13 protein-coding genes are annotated in these 20,864 nt (G+C 70.7%); 8 read left to right on the top strand and 5 right to left on the bottom strand.

Features of this window, described 5'->3' with window-relative positions; genetic code table 11:
• Positions 1-2 precede the first annotated feature (2 nt).
• The 5 genes from HV824_RS08810 to HV824_RS08790 form a co-directional block, all read right to left on the bottom strand.
• Complete coding sequence (locus tag HV824_RS08810; RefSeq protein WP_176419155.1) at positions 3-1,751, bottom strand: VWA domain-containing protein; 1,749 nt, start codon at positions 1,749-1,751, stop codon at positions 3-5.
• Positions 1,748-3,727: a vWA domain-containing protein gene (locus HV824_RS08805; protein ID WP_176423060.1), complete on the bottom strand. Its 1,980-nt coding sequence runs from the start codon at positions 3,725-3,727 to the stop codon at positions 1,748-1,750. The genes HV824_RS08810 and HV824_RS08805 overlap by 4 nt, the downstream gene beginning before the upstream one ends.
• A 34-nt stretch (positions 3,728-3,761) precedes the next feature.
• Positions 3,762-5,090, bottom strand: a complete 1,329-nt coding sequence (locus HV824_RS08800; RefSeq protein WP_176419153.1) for a thrombospondin type 3 repeat-containing protein — start codon at positions 5,088-5,090, stop codon at positions 3,762-3,764.
• A 170-nt stretch (positions 5,091-5,260) separates the two neighbouring features.
• A complete protein-coding gene (locus tag HV824_RS08795) occupies positions 5,261-6,850 on the bottom strand; it encodes a thrombospondin type 3 repeat-containing protein (RefSeq protein WP_176419152.1) in 1,590 nt (529 codons plus the stop codon).
• A gap of 182 nt (positions 6,851-7,032) precedes the next feature.
• On the bottom strand, positions 7,033-9,453 hold the full coding sequence (locus HV824_RS08790; RefSeq protein WP_176423059.1) for an MtsA protein: 2,421 nt from the start codon (positions 9,451-9,453) through the stop codon (positions 7,033-7,035).
• A 99-nt stretch (positions 9,454-9,552) separates the two neighbouring features.
• Between HV824_RS08790 and HV824_RS08785 the strand changes: the two genes are divergently transcribed.
• Genes HV824_RS08785 through HV824_RS08750 form a run of 8 tightly spaced genes read left to right on the top strand, consistent with a single transcriptional unit; the run spans position 9,553 to position 20,864 of the window.
• Positions 9,553-9,954, top strand: a complete 402-nt coding sequence (locus tag HV824_RS08785; protein ID WP_255207874.1) for a hypothetical protein — start codon at positions 9,553-9,555, stop codon at positions 9,952-9,954.
• Positions 9,955-9,993: 39 nt separating this feature from the next.
• On the top strand, positions 9,994-12,267 hold the full coding sequence (locus HV824_RS08780; protein WP_176423058.1) for an AgmX/PglI C-terminal domain-containing protein: 2,274 nt from the start codon (positions 9,994-9,996) through the stop codon (positions 12,265-12,267).
• 52 nt (positions 12,268-12,319) lie between these two features.
• Entirely contained in the window at positions 12,320-12,955 is a 636-nt protein-coding gene (locus HV824_RS08775) for an outer membrane beta-barrel domain-containing protein (protein ID WP_163780492.1), read from the top strand.
• The gene (locus tag HV824_RS08770) at positions 12,952-14,556 is read left to right on the top strand and encodes a hypothetical protein (protein WP_176419149.1); all 1,605 of its coding nucleotides are present in this window, start codon (positions 12,952-12,954) and stop codon (positions 14,554-14,556) included. The genes HV824_RS08775 and HV824_RS08770 overlap by 4 nt, the downstream gene beginning before the upstream one ends.
• Positions 14,553-17,822, top strand: coding sequence for a tetratricopeptide repeat protein (locus HV824_RS08765; RefSeq protein ID WP_176423057.1), 3,270 nt, complete (start codon positions 14,553-14,555; stop codon positions 17,820-17,822). The genes HV824_RS08770 and HV824_RS08765 overlap by 4 nt, the downstream gene beginning before the upstream one ends.
• Positions 17,804-18,313 carry a hypothetical protein gene (locus tag HV824_RS08760; RefSeq protein WP_176419147.1) on the top strand — a complete coding sequence of 170 codons (510 nt, stop codon included), beginning with the start codon at positions 17,804-17,806 and terminating at the stop codon, positions 18,311-18,313. Before HV824_RS08765 ends, HV824_RS08760 begins: the two co-directional genes overlap by 19 nt.
• Entirely contained in the window at positions 18,310-18,945 is a 636-nt protein-coding gene (locus tag HV824_RS08755) for a hypothetical protein (RefSeq protein WP_176419146.1), read from the top strand. The genes HV824_RS08760 and HV824_RS08755 overlap by 4 nt, the downstream gene beginning before the upstream one ends.
• The gene (locus tag HV824_RS08750; protein WP_176419145.1) at positions 18,945-20,864 is read left to right on the top strand and encodes a tetratricopeptide repeat protein; all 1,920 of its coding nucleotides are present in this window, start codon (positions 18,945-18,947) and stop codon (positions 20,862-20,864) included. The genes HV824_RS08755 and HV824_RS08750 overlap by 1 nt, the downstream gene beginning before the upstream one ends.

The following is a 20,864-nucleotide window of genomic DNA, read 5'->3' as shown; positions in this document are numbered from 1 at the left end:
TCTCAAGGCGTTGGGGGCACGTCGTCGGGGCGGCCGGGGCAGCCGTCGACGAACTGCTCGGGCTCCACGCGGAGGACGCCGTCGGCGGGCGACTTGATGCCGCCCACCGGGTAGCGCACGTCATTCACGCGGAAGGTGCGGACAAGCGTCCGGGCGGTGGGGTCGTCTCCGGGCACCATGGCCACGGACATCGCGATGTCGTTGAAGCCCGCCCCGCGCAGCACCACGCCCGCGTCGTCCGTGGACGCCATCGTCGGGGCCAGCAGGACGTTCTCCACGCGGAAGCGGTAGCACTGGCGGCCCAGGGTGTCCGGCGGGCCGTCCGCCTCGAAGGCGTAGCGGTAGCCATTCACCGACAGGTCCGCGCTGTCTACCACCAGCGGCCGGGTGTGCATCCGCAGCTCCATCCGGTTCGTCAGCCCGTCGTTGTCCGGGTCTTCGTCCAAGTCGTTGCTGGCGCCCTGCGTGCCGCCCAGCCACTCCATGCCGTCCGGCACGCCGTCCCGGTCACTGTCCGCCAGCGTCGCGTTGGTGCCCACGAACTGCTCGTCGCAGTCCAGCAGGCCGTCGCAGTCCGAGTCCACCCCGCGCAGCGCCGGCGGGCACCCGCGGTCCAGTCCGCCGCCGTCCGGCAGGGCCTCCTGCGTGGGGTCGAAGTCCACGCCGCGCTCGCGGAAGTACACCTCCACGCCGTCGCTGAAGCCGTCCCCGTCCGTGTCCACCTGGTGCGGGTCCGTGCCCAGCTCCAGCTCACGCGCGTCCGTCAGGCCGTCACCGTCCGAGTCCGCCTCGCCCACCGGGCTGCCGGGCGGCGCGGAGAAGTTGAAGGCCACCAGCTCCTTCATGATGAAGGCGCGGCGGACCTGGCCGAAGGTGAAGTCCAGGAAGTTGATGGGCTCGTTGTTGCGGAAGTCGCGGAAGTTGCCGCTGCCCAGCGAAGCCATCTGCTCCAGCCGGTCCGCGTTCTGGTTGATGATGAGCAGCGGGCAGCCCCCGTCACCGGACAAATCACACACCGAGGACACCGGCTGCGTGGGGTTGAAGACGTGCACGGTGTTGACGCGCACGTCCTCCACCAAGTCCCGCAGCTGGCGGATGCGCACCACCGCGTCGCCCCGGAGCAGCTCGTCGTCCTGGTCGTTGGTGGGCTTGCCGTCCGACAGGAAGATGACGGAGTAGCGCGCCTGCGCCAGCGCCTGTGAACCGCCCGGCTCCAGCCGGCTGCGCGCGATGTCCGTGTTGATGAGCGAGTAGATGTCCGACAGCGGCTTGACGAAGTCCGTCGAGTCCCGGTTCGGCGAGGTGTCGGGGTTGCGGAAGGTGAGCAGCTGCTCGGACAGGCGCCGCAGCGTGGCGTCATCCATGGAGGACACCTGGACGAAGCCGTCCTCGGGCGGGTTGCCCGGCTGCTGCGTGAGGAAGGCCGTGGTGCTGCCCGCGAAGAGCATCACCGCCAGGTGGACCTCGGGGTCCCTGGGCAGGTTCTGGATGAGCTCCACCAGCGCGGTGGCGCGCGCGCCGTCCGGGTCGCTCACCCGCATGGACTGAGAGGCGTCCATGGCGACCACCAGCTTGATGGGCCGCACCACCTCGTTGCTGCCCACGGTGCAGAAGCGCCCCTCCAACGTCACCGCCCGGTCCTCCGGCACTTCCGTGTCACGGCGCGGGTCGTACAGATAGGAATCCGTACACGCCATCACCAGCGCCACGGACACCAGGACGCCCGCCAGGACTCGTGCGGCGCGGCTCACGGGTTGACGCTCCCCGAGGGCGGGATTCCGACGCAGTCGTTCTGGTTGTTCCACGGGTTGCTCAAGGTGTCGGGCCGGCGGAAGTCAGCATCATCGAAGGTCAGCTCGGGCCCCAGCGGGACGCGCACGCTGGGCGGCGCGTACTGCGCCCAGGCGCAGGCGGTGCGCCACACGCCGTAGTCCGTGCTCACGCCACTCTCCGGCGCCTCGGCGAACCACACCTTGAAGAGGTTGTAGCCCTGCTTCACGCCCGCGCGGTCCGGCGGCGTGACGAGCTGCAGGTTGGACACGGTGAAGTCGTAGCAGAGGCTGCCGTCGGGGCGGACCTCCGCGATGCGCGTCTCGTACTGGTAGCCGAAGCGCTCGTGGAAGGCCTTGTCGCGGCGCGTGGGGTCACTGCCCGCGCGCAGCTCCTGTGCGTCCGGGATGCCGTCCCCGTCCGTGTCCAGGCCCGACACGCTGTTCTCCAGCGGGTCGAGCCCCCAGCGCGCCTCCAGGCCATCCGGCACGCCGTCACCGTCACTGTCCACGATGCCGGCGCGAGTGCGCAGGTAGTCCTCGGCGAACTGGGACAGGCCGTCACCGTCCGTGTCGCGGCAGACGCAGTTGGGCGTCAGCGGCGAGGCCGGGTTGCACCCGCGCGCGTCCAGGTGATTGGCGGCGCGGAAGCCCTGGTCCTCGCGGCGGGACTCGAAGCCGTCATCCAGACAGTCGCCGTCGCTGTCCGCCACGAAGGTGTTGGTCTTCAGCGTGAAGCTGTTGTCGATGGCGTCCGGCACGCCGTCTCCGTCGCTGTCCAGCACGCGGCTGGTGTCACCCGGCGCGGAGCTGAGCGACTCCACCATCAACGTCTTCATCACGTTGCGCGAGGCGAACGACGAGTAGTCCAGCGCGCCCAGCCCCAGGTTGGAGATTTCGCCGGTGTCGTTGAACTCCTGGTACACGCCGTTGCCGATGTCCGCGAAGCGCCGCAGCAGCCACGCGGCGATCTTCTTCGCGGCCTCCGGATATTGCGCCGGCGCCACGCCCGGGTAGACGCCGTAGATGTCCTGGCAGATGGGGCCACACGCCCGCACCGCCTCCTGGTTGAAGAGCAGCACCGTGTGCATGCGCAAGTCGCCCACGTTGTGCTGGTCCTTCAACTCCATCAGCCGCCGCACGTAGCTGAACAGCTGGTAGTTCTGGTTGCGGTCCGTCCCCACCTCGAACCCGTCAATCTGGTCCGTCGTGTTGGTGAGGTTGCAGAAGTCGACCAGCGAGTCCGCCCACGTCAGGTCCGGGTTGTCCGGGTCGGCGTAGACGCTGAGGTTGTCGGTGGCCGAGCAGCGCGGATACGGCGTGCCGTCGGTGAGGAAGACGACGACGTAGCGCGTGCGCGGCAGCAGCTCCGGGTTGGACCGCGCCACCGCGTTGATGTCGCTGGAGATGAGGCTGTAGGCGTAGGACAGGGCGCCCTGGTAGTCGGTGCCCTTGCCCAGCTGGCTCTGCAGGCCCTCGATGTAGCTGTCGATGTTGTTGTCCGGCCGGGCGAAGCGGTCCCCCGTCGTGGCGGGCGGCCAGACGTTGCGCACGTTGGTTTCGAAGGGGGCCACGGACACCTGCACGTTGCCACCCTGCGCATTCACTTCCCGGAACTGCTGCACCAGCCGCTTGAGGGCGCGCACGCGCGCGGGCTCGGTGACGCCCTCCGGGATGATGTCCAGAATCTCCCGGCGCTGGCAGAAGCCGCTGTCGAGCTGCGCGCCCGGCGGGTCGGAGACGCACATGCTGCCCGACTCGTCGATGACCACCACCACCTTCACCGGGAAGCCGGAGGGGCTGGGCGGGCGCGTGCACACCCGCCCCTGGAGCGTCAGCCGGTCATCGAGGTTGGAGAGCGCATCCACCCTCGATTCGAGCATGGCGTCCGAACAGGACCACAGGCCCGAAGCCAGGAGGCCCGCCGCGAGCAGCGAGGTACGAACGAAGCGGCGCATGCGGAAGGGACCTCCTGGTGGGGGAACGGCGAGGTTACTGCTGGGGACGGCGGCGGCGCATCAGCACGCTGAGCAGCGCGGCGCCCAGGGCGGTGGCGCTGAAGCCCACAGGCACCGAGCTGCAGCTGTTGCCCTCCTCCGAGTCATCCCCCACGAGCACCGTGAGGGTGGAGGTGGACACGCGCTGGTCGGGGAACACGCGGTCGGAAAAGGCCAGGCGCGCGGTCAGCTGGAGCTGGTACTCGCCCTTCTTGTCCGGGACGAAGGTGGGCACGCTGCCGTCGACGTACATGTACTGCCAGTCACGGCTGAGCGTCACCGCGCCCTGCGGACGCTCCACCACCGCGGTGGAGCCCGAGGGACGCTTCACCACCGCCCACTCGTACTCCATGGCCGCGCCGTTGCGGTTGGCGAACAGCGGCGGACGGATGGTGATGCCGGCCTCGTCCGTGCGGAACAGGCCACCGGCGCTGACGGTGAACGGCGACTTCGGGTCCAGGCAGTCGTCGGGGCGCTCGGGGTTCGTCACCAGGCAGTAGCGCGTGTCGCACGCGTCGCCCATGCCGTCCCGGTCATCGTCGCGCTGGTCGCGGTTGTCGACGGCGGGGCAGTTGTCCTGCGTGTTGAGCACGCTGTCGCCGTCGATGTCGGGGTCGCACGCGTCGCCCACGCCGTCACCGTCCGTGTCGCGCTGGTCGGGGTTGGGCACGCCGGGGCAGTTGTCGCTGCTGTCGGAGATGTTGTCGCCGTCCGCGTCCACGCGGCACTCGGTGACGTCCTCCGGCATCGCCTGGTCCGGGTTGTAGCCGCGGGGGCAGTTGTCCTCGCCGTCCGGCACGCCGTCGCCGTCGTCGTCCAGGTCGCAGACGTCGCCCAGGCCGTCACGGTCCAGGTCCTCCTGGCCCGGGTTGGGAACCAGCGGGCAGTTGTCCTCCGCGTTGACCTTGCCGTCGTTGTCCTGGTCCGGGTCGCAGTCGTCGCCGATGCCGTCGCCGTCCGCGTCGCGCTGCTGGAAGTTGGAGAGCGTGGAGCAGTTGTCGCAGGAGTTGCCCACGTCGTCGCCGTCGTCGTCCGCCTGGTCGCGGTTGGAGACGAAGGGACAGTTGTCGCGGTCATCCGCGCGGCCGTCGCCGTCCGCGTCGTCCGTGTACGACAGCGTGTCGCCGTCGTCCGTGTAGTTCACCCACACGCTGCCGCCCGCGCCGCAGCCACAGCCACCGCCGACCTCCAGCGGCATGCCGCACCGGTCCCCCAGGCACTCCGGGTTGTCGGGATTGTTGTTGTTCTGTGCCAGCGCCCCCGTGGGGCCGAGGACGAGGAAAGCCCCCAGCGTGAGGGCTGAAGCGAAACGAGCGCGTGTCATGGTGACTCCTTTCAACACCGGACGCCTAGCAAGGAACGATCCGTACCAGACACTTGGGAGAAGCCCTGGAATGTCAGCGGGTTGGACACGAGGAGGAGCACGTCAAGCTGAGGATGTGGGGGGGACTCCCCAGTGAAGGCGAGGGGTACACCCCACACCCTCGCAGGGCGTCAGGTCCCCGGGATGAAGGTGTCGGGCTCCAGGGGAATGATGCCGGCCGGCAGGCGGCCCCCCTCTTCGCTGTATTGGATTTCCTGGATGAGCAGCGAGCCGATGCCCGCGCCTCGTGGATCATTGTCCCGGCCGGCCTGGAGGTACAGGTACACCTCGTTGGTGCCCGCCTTGATGACTTCACCCGGGATGAAGGGGTGTGCCCGCTCGCGGGTGGGGACGACGGTGACGTTCTCCACGCGCACCTGGTAGCAGCTGCGGCCATCCGCGGTGGGCGTGGTCTCCACCAGCTCGTAGCCGTAGCCACGCTCGCGGTGGAAGTCGAGGTCGGCGCTGAGCGGGTCCGCGTGCGCCTCCACCTCCGCCACGTTGGTGACGCCGTCGCGGTCCGTGTCGAGCAGGTCCTCGGGGATGAGCGGGTTCGTCATCGCCAGCGCCTCCACCAGGTCCGGGAGCGCGTCCCCATCCGTGTCACCGATGCAGGCGTTGGTGCCCAGCACGCGCTCCTCGCAGGTGTTGAGCCGGTCGCCGTCCTCGTCCAGGGACACGTTGCAGCCGTTGATGATGTCCGGCTGGAGCGGGTCCAGTCCCATGCGGACCTCGACGCCGTCCATCAACCCGTCCTGGTCCGTGTCCTGGCGCAGGGGGTCGGTGCCCATCAGCTCCTCATCCTCGTCGGGCAGGCCGTCTCCGTCGCTGTCGACGAGCACCTGTCCAGCGCGCACCACCACGTTGCGGTTGTAGGCGAAGAAGCGCTTGAGCTTGAGGGTGTTGGTCCGCGCGGCGTACTGGATGTTGGTGAGGGTGCCCGACAGGCCCGCCGCGTCCGTCTCCAGCGGCTCGGTGCCGCCGGCGGCGGCGATGGCGGCCACGTGCTGGCGGGTGATGGGGTCTGGCGTCTCGCCGCGCACGTAGATGGGCTGCACCACCACCTCGCCCGCGCTGAACTGCGAGGCCAGCGCCTTGATTTCGCCGGTGACGGCGGTGAGCTCACACTGGCTGCACGCCGACGTGTTGCCCAGCGCGCTGCAGCGCGAGTCGAGCCCCACGTTGAAGGCCGGGTTGGCGCAGCTGGTGTCCTGGCTGCGGACCACGACGACGATGACGTAGCGCGTGCGAGCGACCTCGCCGCGGCAGGACGTCTGCATGTCGCCCGACAGCAGCGTCTTGGCCAGCCGCAGGGCGGCGCGGACGCTCACGGGGCCGGACTCCTGGTAGGTGGCGTAGCGCGGCAGCGCGGCCTGGAAGTCGGACGCATCCGAGAAGCTGCCCAGCAGGCCGGTGGCCACCGTGTGGTACGCCACCAGGCTGAAGTGGACGAAGGGACCGGAGAAGCGGCTGGAGAGCGTGGACAGCGCATCGGTGGCGTAACCCACCACCTCGCGCTCGACGCCTTCGCCGCCCTGGAGCGCGAAAATCACCTTCGTGGGAAAGGCCTCGCCGCCCGCGAGCGGCACGCAGACCGTCCCAGAGAAGCTGGCGCGGTCCTTTCCGCCGGGTCCCCGGCCATTGAGCGCGTAGAGGCCCGCGTCGGAACACGACAGCAACAGCACGGGAATGAGCCAGACGGACCGCGAGAGGGCGCGCATCAGTCCGATTGTACACCTTAGGCCCCGGTGACAACGCAAGTGCTCGTGACACGAAGCCCGCAGGCACCGCTCAAGTGGCACAGCCCGGGCCGACAATTCGCCCCCCCGTGGAACGGGCGTCGAGCCACCCGGAGGCGCCGTGAAGCCCGGTGTCCTCCGGGTATGGGCAGCCAGGTGACATCCTACAGGGTGAGCAGGAACGCCAGCAGGTCGTCGCGCTCTTCAGGCGAGAGCGCCCTGGCGTCGCCATGCTGGGGCCCGGACGTCTCCAGCAGCGCGCGCAGCGCGAAGCGCGTCTCCACCACGAGCCGGTGGTCCTTCACCCCGTAGCCGGCGGTGGCGCTCGTCAGCAGGGGCCACACGTCCCACGTCCCCACCAGGGAGGGCGTCGCCGCGCCGGGCGCCAGGTCCTGCTGCTCCAGCCGCAGCGGCAGCGCCACGGGCGTGCCCACCTCCAGATACCGGCCCCGCGTGGCCAGGTCCTGGTCCAAGGTGTAGAGCGGCGCCGGGTGACACGTCGTACAGGCGCCCTTGCCCTCGAACAGCGCGCGTCCTCGCGCCGGCCGCCCCACCCTGCCGTCCGGCAACTCCACCGCCTCCAGCGGGGCACCGTCCTCGCCGCGATGGGGGTTGGGCGGGGTGACGATGAGCGCATTGAAGAGGGCCAGCGCCTCCACCTCCGACGGCGACGGGGCCGGGTTGTGGAAGCGGTTGCGCGCGCCCACGAAGCGCACCGTGTCGACGAGGCTGATGTGACTGGCGGGCGTGAAGTACGGCGGCGTGTCGCGGCTGCCTCGCAGCGTCGTGGAGCGGTAGATGCGGTTGGGCTGCGTCTTCTCGTAGAAGATGCCTCCCGTGTGGCCCTCGATGTGGCAGCCGTCACAGGTGATGCCCGTGCGTCCCAGGTCCGCGTAGTAGAGGACCTGCCCCAGCCGGCGCTTGGCCTGCGCGCGGGACGTCTCCACCGGAAGCTGACGCACCACCCGCGCCTTGCCCGCCTTCGCCTCGCGCACGTCCACCACCGCCACCGTCCGGGTGAAGCGGTTGAGCACATACAGCGTGCGCGCGTCGGGTGACAGCGCCAGCGCGCTGGGGCCTGAATGGAGCGCCTCGCCCGCCCTGCCCCGGACCCCGAAGTCCTCGGGCGGCCGGATGCGCGGCGTGCCTTCGGGCGGCGCCACCGCCACCTCCTGGAGCACAGCGCGCCGAGCGGGCGCGTCTCCCGACACCAGCGCTCGCGCATCCAGCACCCGCACGAGCCCCAGCCCCACGTCCGCCGCGTAGAGCAGGCCCGCGCCGTCATCCAGCGCCAGCCCCTCCGTGCCTCCCGCGCCGAAGCCCCGGTGCCGCACGTAGCTGCCCCGCGAGGGCTCCACCACCGACACGCCGCTGTTCGCGCTCACCTCCATGCGCTGGGGATTGGGCCCCACGTTCGGCCCCAGGCTCGACATGAAGACGTGCCCCAGCCGCTCGCTCGCCACCAGGAAGCGCGGCGCCTTGCCGCCCATCACCTGCTCGCGGAAGCGCTCGGTGTTGCCCCCGACAATGGACACGCCCGGGCCCGGCGCCACCGTGGAGACGAGCGCCCCATCCTCCTGCCGCAGCAACTCCAGTTGCCCCGTCTGGAGGCTGCCCACCGCCAGCAGGTCCTTCCACCGCGCCAGGGCCCGCGGGTTGGGGTCCACCGGCGCCGACCACCGCACGCGCCCATCCGCCAGCGACAGCGCCCGCACCTGGTCCCGCACGCGCTCGGCCACGAAGGCCACGCCGGCACGGCCATCCACGGCCAGCCCCTCCGCCCCCAGCGGCGCGGGCAGCACCCGAGGCGCGGCCTCCGGCGCGTCCAGCGCGTACAGCCACAGCTCCGGCTGATACCGGTGCGCCACGCCCAGCCAGGGCCGGCCGTCCGCATCCGTCCAGGCCGCCAGCGCGGAGGGACCGTCTCCCGTGGCCAGCCGCGACACGCGCCCGCTGTCGACCTCCAGCGCGAACACCGTGTCGGTGGGCGACGAAGCGATGAAGAGCGTGCGTCCATCCGGCGCGGACACCATCGCCGTCAAGTCAGTGAAGGCCGCGTCATTCACCACCGTGAGCCGCGCCGAACCCTCCGACTCGGTGCCGTCCGGCCCGACGAGCCGCGCCTCCACCACCGCCTGCGGCGCCTCCGCTGGCAGGCTGAGCCTCGCGGGCAGCCGCGCATAGGCGTGCGTGGCATCCACCACCGTCAACGGCAGGCGCAGCGACAACGGAGGCCCCAGCGACAGCGACAGGCCCGACACCAGCCGCTCGCCCTGGATGGAGAGCGGCTGGGAGGTCTCATTGCTCGTGAGCCGAGGCCCCACCGACGACAAGACAGGGCGTTCGGCCTTGGTGACCGAAGCGGGCGCGGCTGCTTGACGGAGCCGATGCACCACCACTCCCGCGGCGACCATCGACACGCTCAGCACCGCCAGCACCGCACGCCTGCGACTCCTGCTCATCCGCGCCAGTAACCTCCGCGCGCGAGCATACCCATCAGCCCGGCGAGCTCGAAACGCAGCACCGCACGCCATCTTTCCAGCGTCCCGGAAACATCCCGCCCTACCGTGGTGGACGCGCCCCACATGGGGTGGAGTGCCCTCTACACCTGGGCGCGCACAGCGTCACATGTGCGCGCCGGAGTGTGCGTTGACAGGTCGGTACACGCATCGCTTAACCTGTTGATGATGCGACGCTTCCTCCTCTGCATGGCTGTCGCCCAGCTCATCGGCGTCGGTACGCTGGTGGCTCCGACCGAAGCCTGGGCCCAGAAACGTGGCCGTACCTCGCGCCAGGCGAAGTCCAGGGCCGCCAAGAAGGCGGCCGCCAAGGCGCCGCCGAAAATCGAAACCAAGGGCGCGTCCGTGGTGGACCCCGTGACGGGCGACGCGGCCACGGCCTCCTCCAACCCGCTGCCGCAGCGGGGCCCGGCGCGCATCGACTTCGATGACCGGCTCATCCAGGGACAGACGAACAAGTCCGGAGCCGTGTACCTCTACGACCGCAAGGAACTGAAGACGCGGTCGATGATCCGCGAGCGCGAGAGCTTCCGCTCCGAAACGCTCTCCACGGTGTACGACCCCTAGGGCAGCACCGCCCCCCAGCCCTTGAATGGAGCGTCACTGTTGAGCGGTCAGCCCAGCGTCCTGCAAGTCGTCATCCTCCGCGACGGTCTCCTCGTGGGTACCGAGGTGTTCGTCCCGGGCACCTATGCGCTCGGCTCGGATTTGTCGTCCGACCTGCGCCTGGATGACCCGTCCGTGGAGCCGCGGCACGCCCTGCTCTACTTCCAGAACGGCCGCGCGGCGGTGCAGGACGCGGGCTCCAGCACGGGGCTCTTCGTCAATGGCCACCGCGTCTCCGCATGTGAAATCCGGCCGGTGGATGAGGTCCTCTGCGGGCCGTTCATCCTGAAGACGCGCGTGCTGTCGCAGAAGCCGCAGGAGGCCAAGCCGCAGCCGCCTCCCGAGGTCGCCGCGCTGCTTGGCGCGGCCCAGGCGCCCACGCCACTCGCCCCGCCGCCGCAGCACGCCGCGGCCTCGCAGCACGCGCCGCCGCAGCAGCACGCCGCGGCCCCCGCGCGGCAGCTCCGTCCCGCCACGGGCGTCCCTCCGCTGTCCGCCACCATGCCCGCCGCGCGCGCCCCACAGCAGGTCGCCGCGGTTCCTCCCGTCCACGTGGCGACGCAGGTGGCCTACCCCACGCCCGCGCAGCCCATACCCGCGGTGGCCGTGGTTCCGCCCGTGACTCAGCAGGCCGCCGTCCACGCCGCTGGGGCCCACGCGCATGGCGTCCCGCAGGCGCAGCCCGCCGTCATCCCCGTGTCTGGCGCGCAGCAGGCCCCCGCGGGCGTGCCGGCGAGCACGGTGCCCTCGGTCCGCCGCAGGGCCGCGCCCGAGCCGGCCCCCGTGGCCAACCCGGGCATGCAGTTCGCGGACGAGCTGATGGCGGATCTCGCCCTTGATCCGCTCCCCTCGCCCACCGGGCCGCTGCTGGAGGAGCAGCGCACGCTGACGCGGCCCACACATGCGCCGCGCATCGCGTCCGGCAAGGGCACCGCGCAGCTCTATCTGGAGCTGTACTGGGGCGCCGTCCGCCGCGACGCGCGCCGCTTCGCGCCGGACAAGAAGAAGCCGGTGCAGGCCTCGCTGGACCTCGAGGGGGCCATGCCCCTGTGGGGCTTCACGCTGCCGGAGGGCGCGCCCTTCACGCTGGCCGAGCCGCTCAACAACGCCTTCCGCCTCTTCGTGCCGCCGGGCACCGACGTGGAGAAGAGCGCGGGTGACGGCCGCTTCACCCCCGTCACCGGCGCGGCCCTGGAGTCCGACGGCAGCCGCCGCTTCCTCACGCTGCGCGAGGGCACCGCCGCGCGCCTGACGCAGGGGCAGATGTCCCTGGTGGCCTACGCCGCGCCCAAGCCCGCGCGCGTCTTCGTCAACCCGCTCAAGGGCCTGCCCTGGCTGACGCTGACGTGCCTGGGCCTCTTCGCCTCCGCGATGGCCGCGTTCCTCGTCTTGAAGCCACACCAGCCGGAGGTGGCGGACTTCCAGCAGAAGAGCCTGCCCCCCGTGGCGCTGCGCCTCATCGCGCCCGAACCGAAGAAGAAGGAAGAGGCCAAGAAGAAGCTGGAGGCCATCAAGCAGCAGGCGAAGAAGCCCACCAAGGAGAAGGTGGCGCAGAAGGCCCCGCCCAAGCCGGCGGAGAAGACGCCGCCGCCGAAGCAGCCCGAGCAGGCGGTGGCCGCCGCCCCGCCGCAGAACAAGGCGCTCAAGGCGCTGGCCAAGCTGTCCGCCGCGGGACCCGCCACCAAGGACCTGCTCGCCGCCGTGGACAAGCTCGGCAGTGGCCCCGGCAGCAAGAACGTGAAGAACTCCAACTACAAGCTGTCCGGCCTCATCGGGAAGGCGCCCATCGCCAACGCGGGCGTGGGCACCTTCGGGTTGGGCGGCGGCGGCAAGGGCGGCGGCGCCACGCTGGGCGCGGAGCTGCTGCGCGGCAAGGGCGGCGGTGGCATCGGCGCGCTGGGCGCGGGCCGCGTGGGCAAGGGCAAGGTGGGCGGCACCGTCACCCGCGCCACGGCCCGCAGCATCGCCTCCACGCAGGGCACGGTGGACCGTGAGGCGGTGGCGCGCGTCATCAACAGCCACCTCAACGAGGTCCACGGCTGCTACGAGCGCGCGCTGCTCAAGGACCCGGGGCTCGCGGGCAAGGTGGTGCTGCAGTGGACCATCGGCGCGAGCGGCCGCGTGGTGGCCGCCAAGACGAAGTCCTCCACGCTGCGCAATGCCTCCGTCGAGTCCTGCATCCTCTCCAAGCTGAAGTCGTGGACGTTCCCTTCCCCCAAGGGTGGCGTCGTCATCATCACCTACCCGTTCCTCTTCAACTCGGTCGGCTACTGACGTGGCCTCAGTCCGCGCGTCCGTTCCCGTCCTCCCCCAGGAAGCCCCCACCGTGCGATACGCCCTGCTCATCCTCTTGCTGCTGACGCCCGGACTCGTCCGCGCGCAGGCCGAGGCGCTGGAGAATCCCGGCGCCGTGTCCGCCATCCAGGAGCGGCGATTCCGGATGCACCACGAGCTGCTGCTCGGCGTGGGCGTGCTGCCGGCCAACGCCTACTACAAGGGCCTGGTGGGCACCGTCGGGTACACGTACCACTTCAGTGACACCTTCGGGTGGCAGGTCGGGCGCGGCACGTACAGCTACAACCTGCAGACCAGCCTGCGCCGTCAGCTCGAGCGCGACTTCAACACGTCCCCCAACGCCGCGGCATTCCAGGACCAGGTGCAGTGGATGGTGGGCTCGGACCTCATCTGGAGCCCGCTCTACGGGAAGATGGCCTTCCTCAATGAGTCCGTGCTGCACATCGAAGCCTTCCTGCTGGGCGGCGGCACGGTGGTGAAGCTCGACCGGGACGGCGGCTTCAAGCCCGCCGTCAACGTCGGGCTCGGCCTGCGCCTCTTCACCGGCAAGACGCTGTCGCTGCGCCTGGACGTGACGAACAACACCGTGTTCACCGGCCCCACGCGCGTCATCCAGGTGCCGCTCATCCAGTTCGGAACCGCGTTCAACTTTGGCGCCACGGAATGACCTCCCGCTCGCTCATCGCCGCGCTCACCAGCGCCGCGCTCCTCGTGTCTCCAGCGCCCGCCGCCGCGCAGTCTCCGGCCGCCGCGCAGCCCACGTCCCCCGCTCCCGCGCAGGGCTCGCCTCCAGCGGGAGGAGCGGCCGCGGCCCCCTCAGACGCCAAGGCCGAGGCCGCTGACGCCGGCAAGCCCGCCGCGAACGCCGCGGCCGAGGAAGCGCCGCCTCCCGCGCCGCAGAAGGTGGACCCGGGCGTCTTCGACAAGGCGCTCAAGGATTACTTCGACGGCAAGCCGCGCGACGCCGCGGGGCCCCTCCACGCCTGGCTGCAAGCCGCCCCCAAGACGGATGAGAACTACGCCTGGGGCCAGTACTTCCTCGCGCGCAGCCTCATCGACCTGGGGCTGACGCACGCGGGGGCCTCATACCTGGCCCGCATCGCCCGCGAGCGCTCCAACCCCAACGCGCTGCCCCGCGCCCTGGACACGCTCAAGGCGCTGACGGACCGGCCGCACGACGAGGTGATGATCGAGCAGCAGGTGTTCGGCGCGCTGGACCTGGGCTTCCTCCCGGAAGACACGGGCGCGTATGCGCACTACCAGCAGGGCCTGGTGGACCTGCGCGTGGGCAACGAGCGCTGGGCCAACACCCACTTCGCCAAGCTGTCGGAGACGACCGCCGAGGCCAGCCACGCGAAGTTCGCGCTGCTCGTCACCCGCCTGAAGCAGGTGAAGGAGCCGTCGGACGAAATCATCGCCGACTTCCTGGCGCTGTCCGAGGACGAGAAGCTCACCCGCGAGGCGCGCAACGAGGCGGCGCTGGCGGTGGCGCGCCTGCGCTACGAGCGCAAGGACTTCCAGGGCGCGCTGGAGGCGTATGACCGCGTGAAGCTGCCCGAGCTGGACCCGGGCCGCGCCAGCCTCTACCTGGAGGAGGCGTGGACCCGCTACAAGCTGGGGGAGCTGCGCGCGTCGCTGGGCATCCTCACCACGCTGGACGCGCCGTCCTTCCGCGACGAGTTCATGCCGGACAAGTACCTGCTGCGCGCGCTCATCTACCGGGACTTGTGCCACTACCTGCCGGCCAAGCGCGCCGCCAAGGAGCTGACGCGGCGCTTCGCGGACTCGCTGGAGGCGGTGCGCAACCGCGAGGACCTCACCCAGGACGTGCGCCTGCGCCGCGCCGCCAACGCCCACGGCAGCACCCAGCGCGCCGCGCGCTTCCTGGAGACGCTGGAGCTGGAGGGCGAGCGGCTGGGCCGCTACGCCGGCAGCTTCGGCGACCGGCTCTTCTCGCACCTGACGAAGCTCTATGACTTGTCCCGCGCCGAGGCGGTCCGCGTCCATGACGCGCGGCTGGCCGAGGCCGTCCGCCAGGAAGCGGACACGCTGCTGCGCGCCGCCGAGCAGGTGCGCCTGATGGAGTACGAAGTGGGCTTGAAGCTGTACGAGCGCGTGAAGAAGGGCGCGCGGATTGTCGCGCCGGAGGACGAGCAGATTCTGTCGCCCACGCAGACGGCCTACCGTTTCGACGGCGAGTACTGGAACGACGAGCTGCGCTCCTACCGGGTCCGCATCGACAGCCGCTGCATCGAGGAGACGCCATGACCGGCCACCTGACGGGCCTGATTGCCGCCGCGATGCTCGCGGCCGCCCCGGGCGGGGCCGGACGTCCCGGCCCGGGCATCAACCCGATTGTCTCCAAGGCCAAGGAGCGCGACGAGCTCATCGCCAAGCTCAAGCGCGACATCTTCAAGGTGGACCGCGCCCTCGGCGAGACGGAGCGCCTCATCTCCAAGAGCCGCAACGCGCCCTACCTGCCGGACCTCCAGTTCCGGCTGGCCGAGCTCTACGTGGAGAAGAGCCGCTACGTGTACTACCTCCAGGCAGAGACGCGGCCGGAGGGGGCCAGCGGCGCCATCGTCTCCCCCGAGACGCGGCTGATGAAGCAGAAGGCCGTGCAGCTGTACTACCGGCTGCTGCGCGAGTACCCGGACTTCAAGGACGGCGACCAGGTGACGTTCTACCTGGCGCACGAGCAGCGCGAGCTGGGCCAGTTCGACGAGATGCTCAAGACGCTCGGCGACCTGACGCGCAAGTTCCCTGGCAGCCCGCTGCGCCTGGAGGCCGAGCAGATTCTGGGCGACCACTTCTTCGACAAGGCCGACCTGGGCCAGGCGGAGAAGCACTACCAGGCGATTCTGGAGGCCCCGCCCTCGCCGGTGCACGACCTGGCCCGCTACAAGATGGGCTGGATTCGGGTGAATCAGGCCAAGCACGCGGAGGCCGTCACCTTCTTCGAGGCCGCCGCCGCCAGCGCGCCGCTGCCCGGCGTGGACGTGAAGAAGGCGCTCAACGTCAAGCGCGAGGCCCTGCTGGACCTCGTCTACAGCTACACCGAGGCCAAGCCGGCCAAGGGCGCGCTCAACTACTTCGAGAAGCTCAGCGACAGCCGCGCCACCTACGCGCTCGCGCTGGACAAGCTGGGCAACCGCTACTTCATCAAGCAGCAGTACGAGTGGGCCATCCCCGCGCTGCGCAAGCTGATGGAAATCCAGCACGACCCGGAGCTGGACCTGGAGCGCGGCCAGAAGCTCTACGACGCCATCAAGGCCTCCAAGGGCAAGGTGCTGCCGGACGCCGAGGACCTGCGCATCCTCGTGCGCGCCGCGGTGCAGAGCAAGACGGACCCGGAGCTGCTGGAGGCCGAGCGCAAGAAGCACCTGGTGGAGCTGGAGGAGATGGCGCGCGACCTCTCCACCCTGCTCCACGTGGAGGCGCAGAAGAAGAACGACAAGGCGCTCTACGTGAGCGCGGCGGAGGCCTATCAGGCGTACCTGGGCCTCTTCCGGCCCCAGCAGCACGTGCGCACGATGATGAAGAACCGCGCGGACGCGCTGTTCTCCGCCAACGCGTACCCCGAGGCCGCGCGCCAGTTCGAGGAGCTGGCCCGCTACCACGTGAAGGCCAAGGACGCGAAGGGTGAGGAGGAGGCCCTCAACGCCGCGCTGCTGGCGCACTTCTCCACGCTCAAGCCGGAGGAGGCGCAGAAGCGCAACGCCTTCGAGGTGGCGGACGCGCGTCAGGCCATGAAGCTCTTGGGCGCCGACTTCGTGTCGCGCTTCCCCCGCAGCGAGAATGCCCTGGTGGTGAAGTTCAACATCGCCCGCGCCTACTACGAGGACGGCGAGTACCCGAAGGCCGCGGAGCTCTTCACCGCCTTCGCGCTGAGCCACCCGCAGCACAAGGAAGCCCCCGTCGCGGGCAACCTGGCGCTGGACAGCCTGCGGCAGCTCAACGACTTCAAGGGCCTGGACGAGACGGGCAAGAAGCTGCTGGGCGCGCCGCTGCCGGCCAGCTTCCGCGCGGACGTGCAGAAGATCCTCACCCAGAGCCGCGCCGAGGCGCTGGACGAGCTGGCCCTGCAGAGCGCCCAGGAGACGGGCGACGTCATCCAGGGCCTGGTGAAGGTCGCCGACGAGAACAAGAACACCGACATCGGCGAGAAGGCGCTCTACGGCGCGTTCACCGCGGCGCGCGAGAAGCGCGACATGCAGGCCGAGCGCGAGCTGGGCGCGAAGCTGGTGCAGGACTACCCGAAGAGCCAGTACCTGTCGGACGTGCTGCTGACGCTGGGCCGGCACGCGGCGGAGGCCGCGGCGTTCGGAGAGGCGGCCGGCTGGTTCGAACAGGTGGGCCAGAAGCTGGGTGGCGACTTCGCCGCCGTGGACGGCTGGCTGGCCGGCGCGCGGCTGCGCATGGCGCTGGGCGAGCACAAGGAGGCGGCGCGTGACTTGGAGGCCGCCGCAGACATCGCTGGCGCGCGCAAGGCGGACGTCCTGGTGCTGCTGGCGCAGACGCGGCTGAAGCAGAAGGACTTCGCTCGCGCGAAGACGGCGGCCGAGGCCGCGCTGAAGCTGGACCGCCACAGCGCCGCCGCCGCGGCGGTGCTGGCCGAGGTGCAGGCCACCACCGCGCCCACCGCCCCCGCCGACGCGCTCATCGCCACCCTCACCACCGCGGTGCAGGGCCCCAACGGCGGCACCGAGGAGGCGGCGAAGGGCCTGTGGTACCTGGGCGAAATCCTCTACCGCGGCTACAGGGACTTGCCCGCGGACCAGGTGGAGGAGAAGGTCGCCGCGCTCCAGAGCATGGAGGGCATCTACACGCAGGCCGCGTCGCTGGGCTACGCCGAGTGGGCGGTGGCCTCGCTGTGGCGGCTGGCGCTCGCGTACGGCCACATCGCGGACGTGGTGGAGAGCACGGCCCTTCCCGCCGGCCTCTCCGCCGCGGAGGCGCAGCAGTTCCGGGCCGCGGTGAAGGAGCAGGTGACGCCGCTGAAGGCGCGCTCCGACGAGGCGTTCAAGGCCTGCTTGTCCCGCGCCGAGTCCCTGGAGGTCTTCAGCGCCGCGGTGGTGGGCTGCCGCGCCCGCGCGGAGACGGCGGCGCTGCCAGTGCCGCAGCCGGGAACGCCCACGCAGCCGGCGTCCCTGGAGGAGCTGCGCAAGAAGGCCGAGCGCACGCTCAACGCGGAGGCGCTGGAGGCGCTGGGGCTGGCCTACCTGGACGCGCGCCAGTACGGCATGGCGCAGCTCACCCTGGGCCGCGTCACGGAGCTGCAGGACACGCGGGCCTCGGCGCACTCCGCGCTGGGCCTGGCGCTGCTCCACATGGGTGACGCCATGGGCGCGCGCGAGGCCTACGGCCGCGCCATGGACTCCGACCCCACCTTCGGCAAGGCGCGCCTCAACCTGGCCGCGCTGCGCTGCCGCTTCGGCGACGTGGACGGCGCCCGCCGCGAGCTGGCCGTGCTCAAGGACGTGGCCTCGCTGGGCGGCAACGACGTGGATGGCGGGTGGAAGGCATGCAAGTGAGGCCCGCGCGTGCATCGTGGCTCGGCGTCCTGCTCACCGCCGCCCTCTGCGCCTGTGGCGACGAGGGCGGGCAGTTGGAGGGCAGCGTGACGTCGCTGCTCGACCTGCGCTACGACCGCGCGGAGGCGCAGCTGGCCGAAGGCGAGCTGGCGGTGAACTTCGTCACCCAGCAGGGCACGGGCACCAACACGGTGCTGAAGGTCAGCGCCCGGGTGCAGGACATGCTCCCGGAGGGCTACACCGGCTCGCTGGACGTCAACCTGGCGGAAGTCCTGGCCAACGGCGCCCAGCGCGGCGCCATTGGCCGCAACGTGCTGGATGAGCCGGCGCGGACCTTCCCGGAGCTGCGGGTGGGTGGGCTGAAGGTGAAGGCCCTTCCCAGTCAGCAGGGGCAGCGCATCTCCGGCGAGTTCCACGTCACGTTCGTCAACGGCACCCACACCTATTCCGGGCGCACCATCTTCGGAAGCTTCGAGGCGACGGTTCCATGAAGCGCTTTGTCCTGCTCACCCTCCCCCTGCTCTCCGCGTGCGGCGCCAGCTACAACATGCGCGTGCCCGACTCGCTGGAGAAGAAGCTCCCGTACGAGGCGCGCATCGAGCTGCTGGAGGCGGAGAACAACCTCGCGCTCGCCATCGACAAGGTGGACGAGGCCGACAATGAGATTGGCCGCGCCCGCGACCACATCCGCCGCGCCCGCTCACGCCAGGAAGCCGCGGAGGATGAAGTGGACCGCGCGTCGGACGAGGTGTCCCGCGAGGTGGCGAAGCTGGCCATCGCCGAGGCCGAGGCCCGCGTGGAGTATCTGCGCGCCCGGCAGCGGCTCACCGTGGGCCTGCGGGACGTGGAGCGGCTGGCGCTGCGCTGCGCCTTCGCGGAGTTCGAGCTGGCCCGCCTGCAGGTCGCCCGGAAGGCGAAGGTCGAGGGCAGCGAGCGGCTGGACCCGAAGGACTTCGAGGAGCAGGTCTCCGAGTGCAAGGCGGAGGTGAAGGAAGAGCGCGCCGAGCTCACGGGAGACGAGAAGGAAGAGAAGACGGCGCGGGAGGCGTGGGAGGCGAAGAAGGCGGCGCTCGCGAAGAAGACCTTCGACGCGCGCGCGAGTCCCTACGTGGAGAACCTATAATGAAGACTGCCAGCTTCCTGGTGCTCCAGCTCCTCACCGCGCAGGCCGCCGAGCCCGACACGGCCACGCTCGAGCGCACCGCCGCCGTGGAGAGCGCGCGGTTGGCCGAGGCCCCCGATGACGCGGACGCCCTGTATCGCCTGGGCACCGCCTTCCTCGCGCTCAACACGCCGAAGAAGGCCGTGGCGCCCCTGAAGAAGCTGGTGGACCAGGAGCCGGACCTCATCCCGCCGAAGCTGGCCCTGGCCCGCGCGCTGCGGCTGTCCGGGGAGCCGGGACAGGCGCGCGCGGTGCTGGACACGGCCATCGCCGCCTTCCCCGAGGAGTCCACCCTCCGGGCGGAGCGCGGCCTGCTGGCGCGCGTGCTGGATGAGCGCGACGTGGCCATCAGCCAGTACGCGGTGGCGGTGGAGCTGGCGCCCCAGGACGCGGAGCTGCGCTTCAACCTGGGCGAGGCCCTGCAGCGCGCCAGCCGCACGGACGACGCCATCGAGGCCTACCGCGAGGCGCTGAAGCTGGACGCGAAGCTCAACGTGGCCCGTGTGAATCTGGGCAAGGCCCTGGCGGAGAAGGGCCTCAACGGCGAGGCCAAGGAGACGCTGCGCGAGGCCACCCGGCAGAAGCTGGGTGACACCGAGGCGCACTACAACCTCGGCGTGCTCCTCATGCGGGAGAACGACCTGGACGGCGCCATCGCCGAGTACCAGCGCACGCTCGCCGCGGACCCCAAGCACGCCAGCGCGCACAACAACCTGGGCGTGGCGCTCAACGGGAAGGACGACCCGCGCAAGGCCACCGACGCCTTCCTCAAGGCCATCGCCGCGGACCCGAAGTTCGCCGAGGCGCACTTCAACCTGGGACTGGCGTACTACCAGCTCGGTGACAACGTCCGGGCCATGAAGGCCTTTGAGAAGGCCGTGGTGCTGGAGCCCCAGCGGTCCAGCGGGCCGTACATCCAACTGGGCCACCTGTACCTGACGCAGGGCAAGAAGAAGCAGGCCGTGGCGGCCTTCAAGAAGGCCATCGAGAAGAGCGCCGAGGACGGGAAGAAGACGACCGAGGCGTACCAGGGACTCGCTCGCGCGTGGCTCAGCCTGGGCAAGGCGGATGAGGCGGTGGCCACCCTGAAGACGGCCGTGGACGCCTTCCCGAAGGACGCGAGCGCCCGCGCCGCCTATGGCGAGGCCCTGCGCGCCAAGGGTGATTTGGATGGCGCCATCGCCGAGTACGAAGTGGGCGTGAAGCTCTCCCCCACGCCGGAGAACCGGCTGGCGCTCGCGGATGTGTACGCGCAGAAGCGGGTGGGCGCGAAGGCGCAGCCGCTCTACAAGGCCCTCTTGGAGGAGGACCCCGCCAATCGCGCCGCGAAGCTGGCGCTCGCGGACCTGCTGCTGGCCATGGGCGACTATGTGGCGGCGGAGGGGCTGCTCAAACCGCAGGACGGCGAAGAGGCCGACACCGCGGCGCTGGCGCGGCTGGGCATCGTCCACTCGCGGCGTGGGCGGCCGGACCTGGCCGTGTCGGAGCTCGAGGCGGTGGTGGCGAAGGACCCGGCGCAGTTGGAGGCTCGCGCGGAGCTGGGCTTCATCTACCTGCGTGGCGGCGACGGCGCGAAGGCGAAGAAGGCGCTGACATCCGTGCTGTCGGTGGACCCACGCCACTCGCTGGGCCTGCTGTACATGGGCCACACGCTGTACCAGCAGGGCAACACGAAGGGCGCGGAGAAGTCCTTCCGCAGCGCCGCGCAGTCGGACCCGAACTTCGCCGAGCCGCACAACGCGCTCGGACAGTTGCTGGAGGCGACGAAGCGCCTCGACGAGGCGAAGGACGCCTACAAGAGGGCCGTGCAGTTGCAGCCGGACCACCCGGATGCGAAGGACGCGCTGAAGCGGCTGACGGCGTCCGCGCCCACGCCGTAG

Source organism: Myxococcus sp. AM009 (genome assembly GCF_013372605.1).
Taxonomy (GTDB): Bacteria; Myxococcota; Myxococcia; order Myxococcales; family Myxococcaceae; genus Myxococcus; species Myxococcus vastator.
This window is presented reverse-complemented; position numbering and strand designations above follow the sequence as displayed.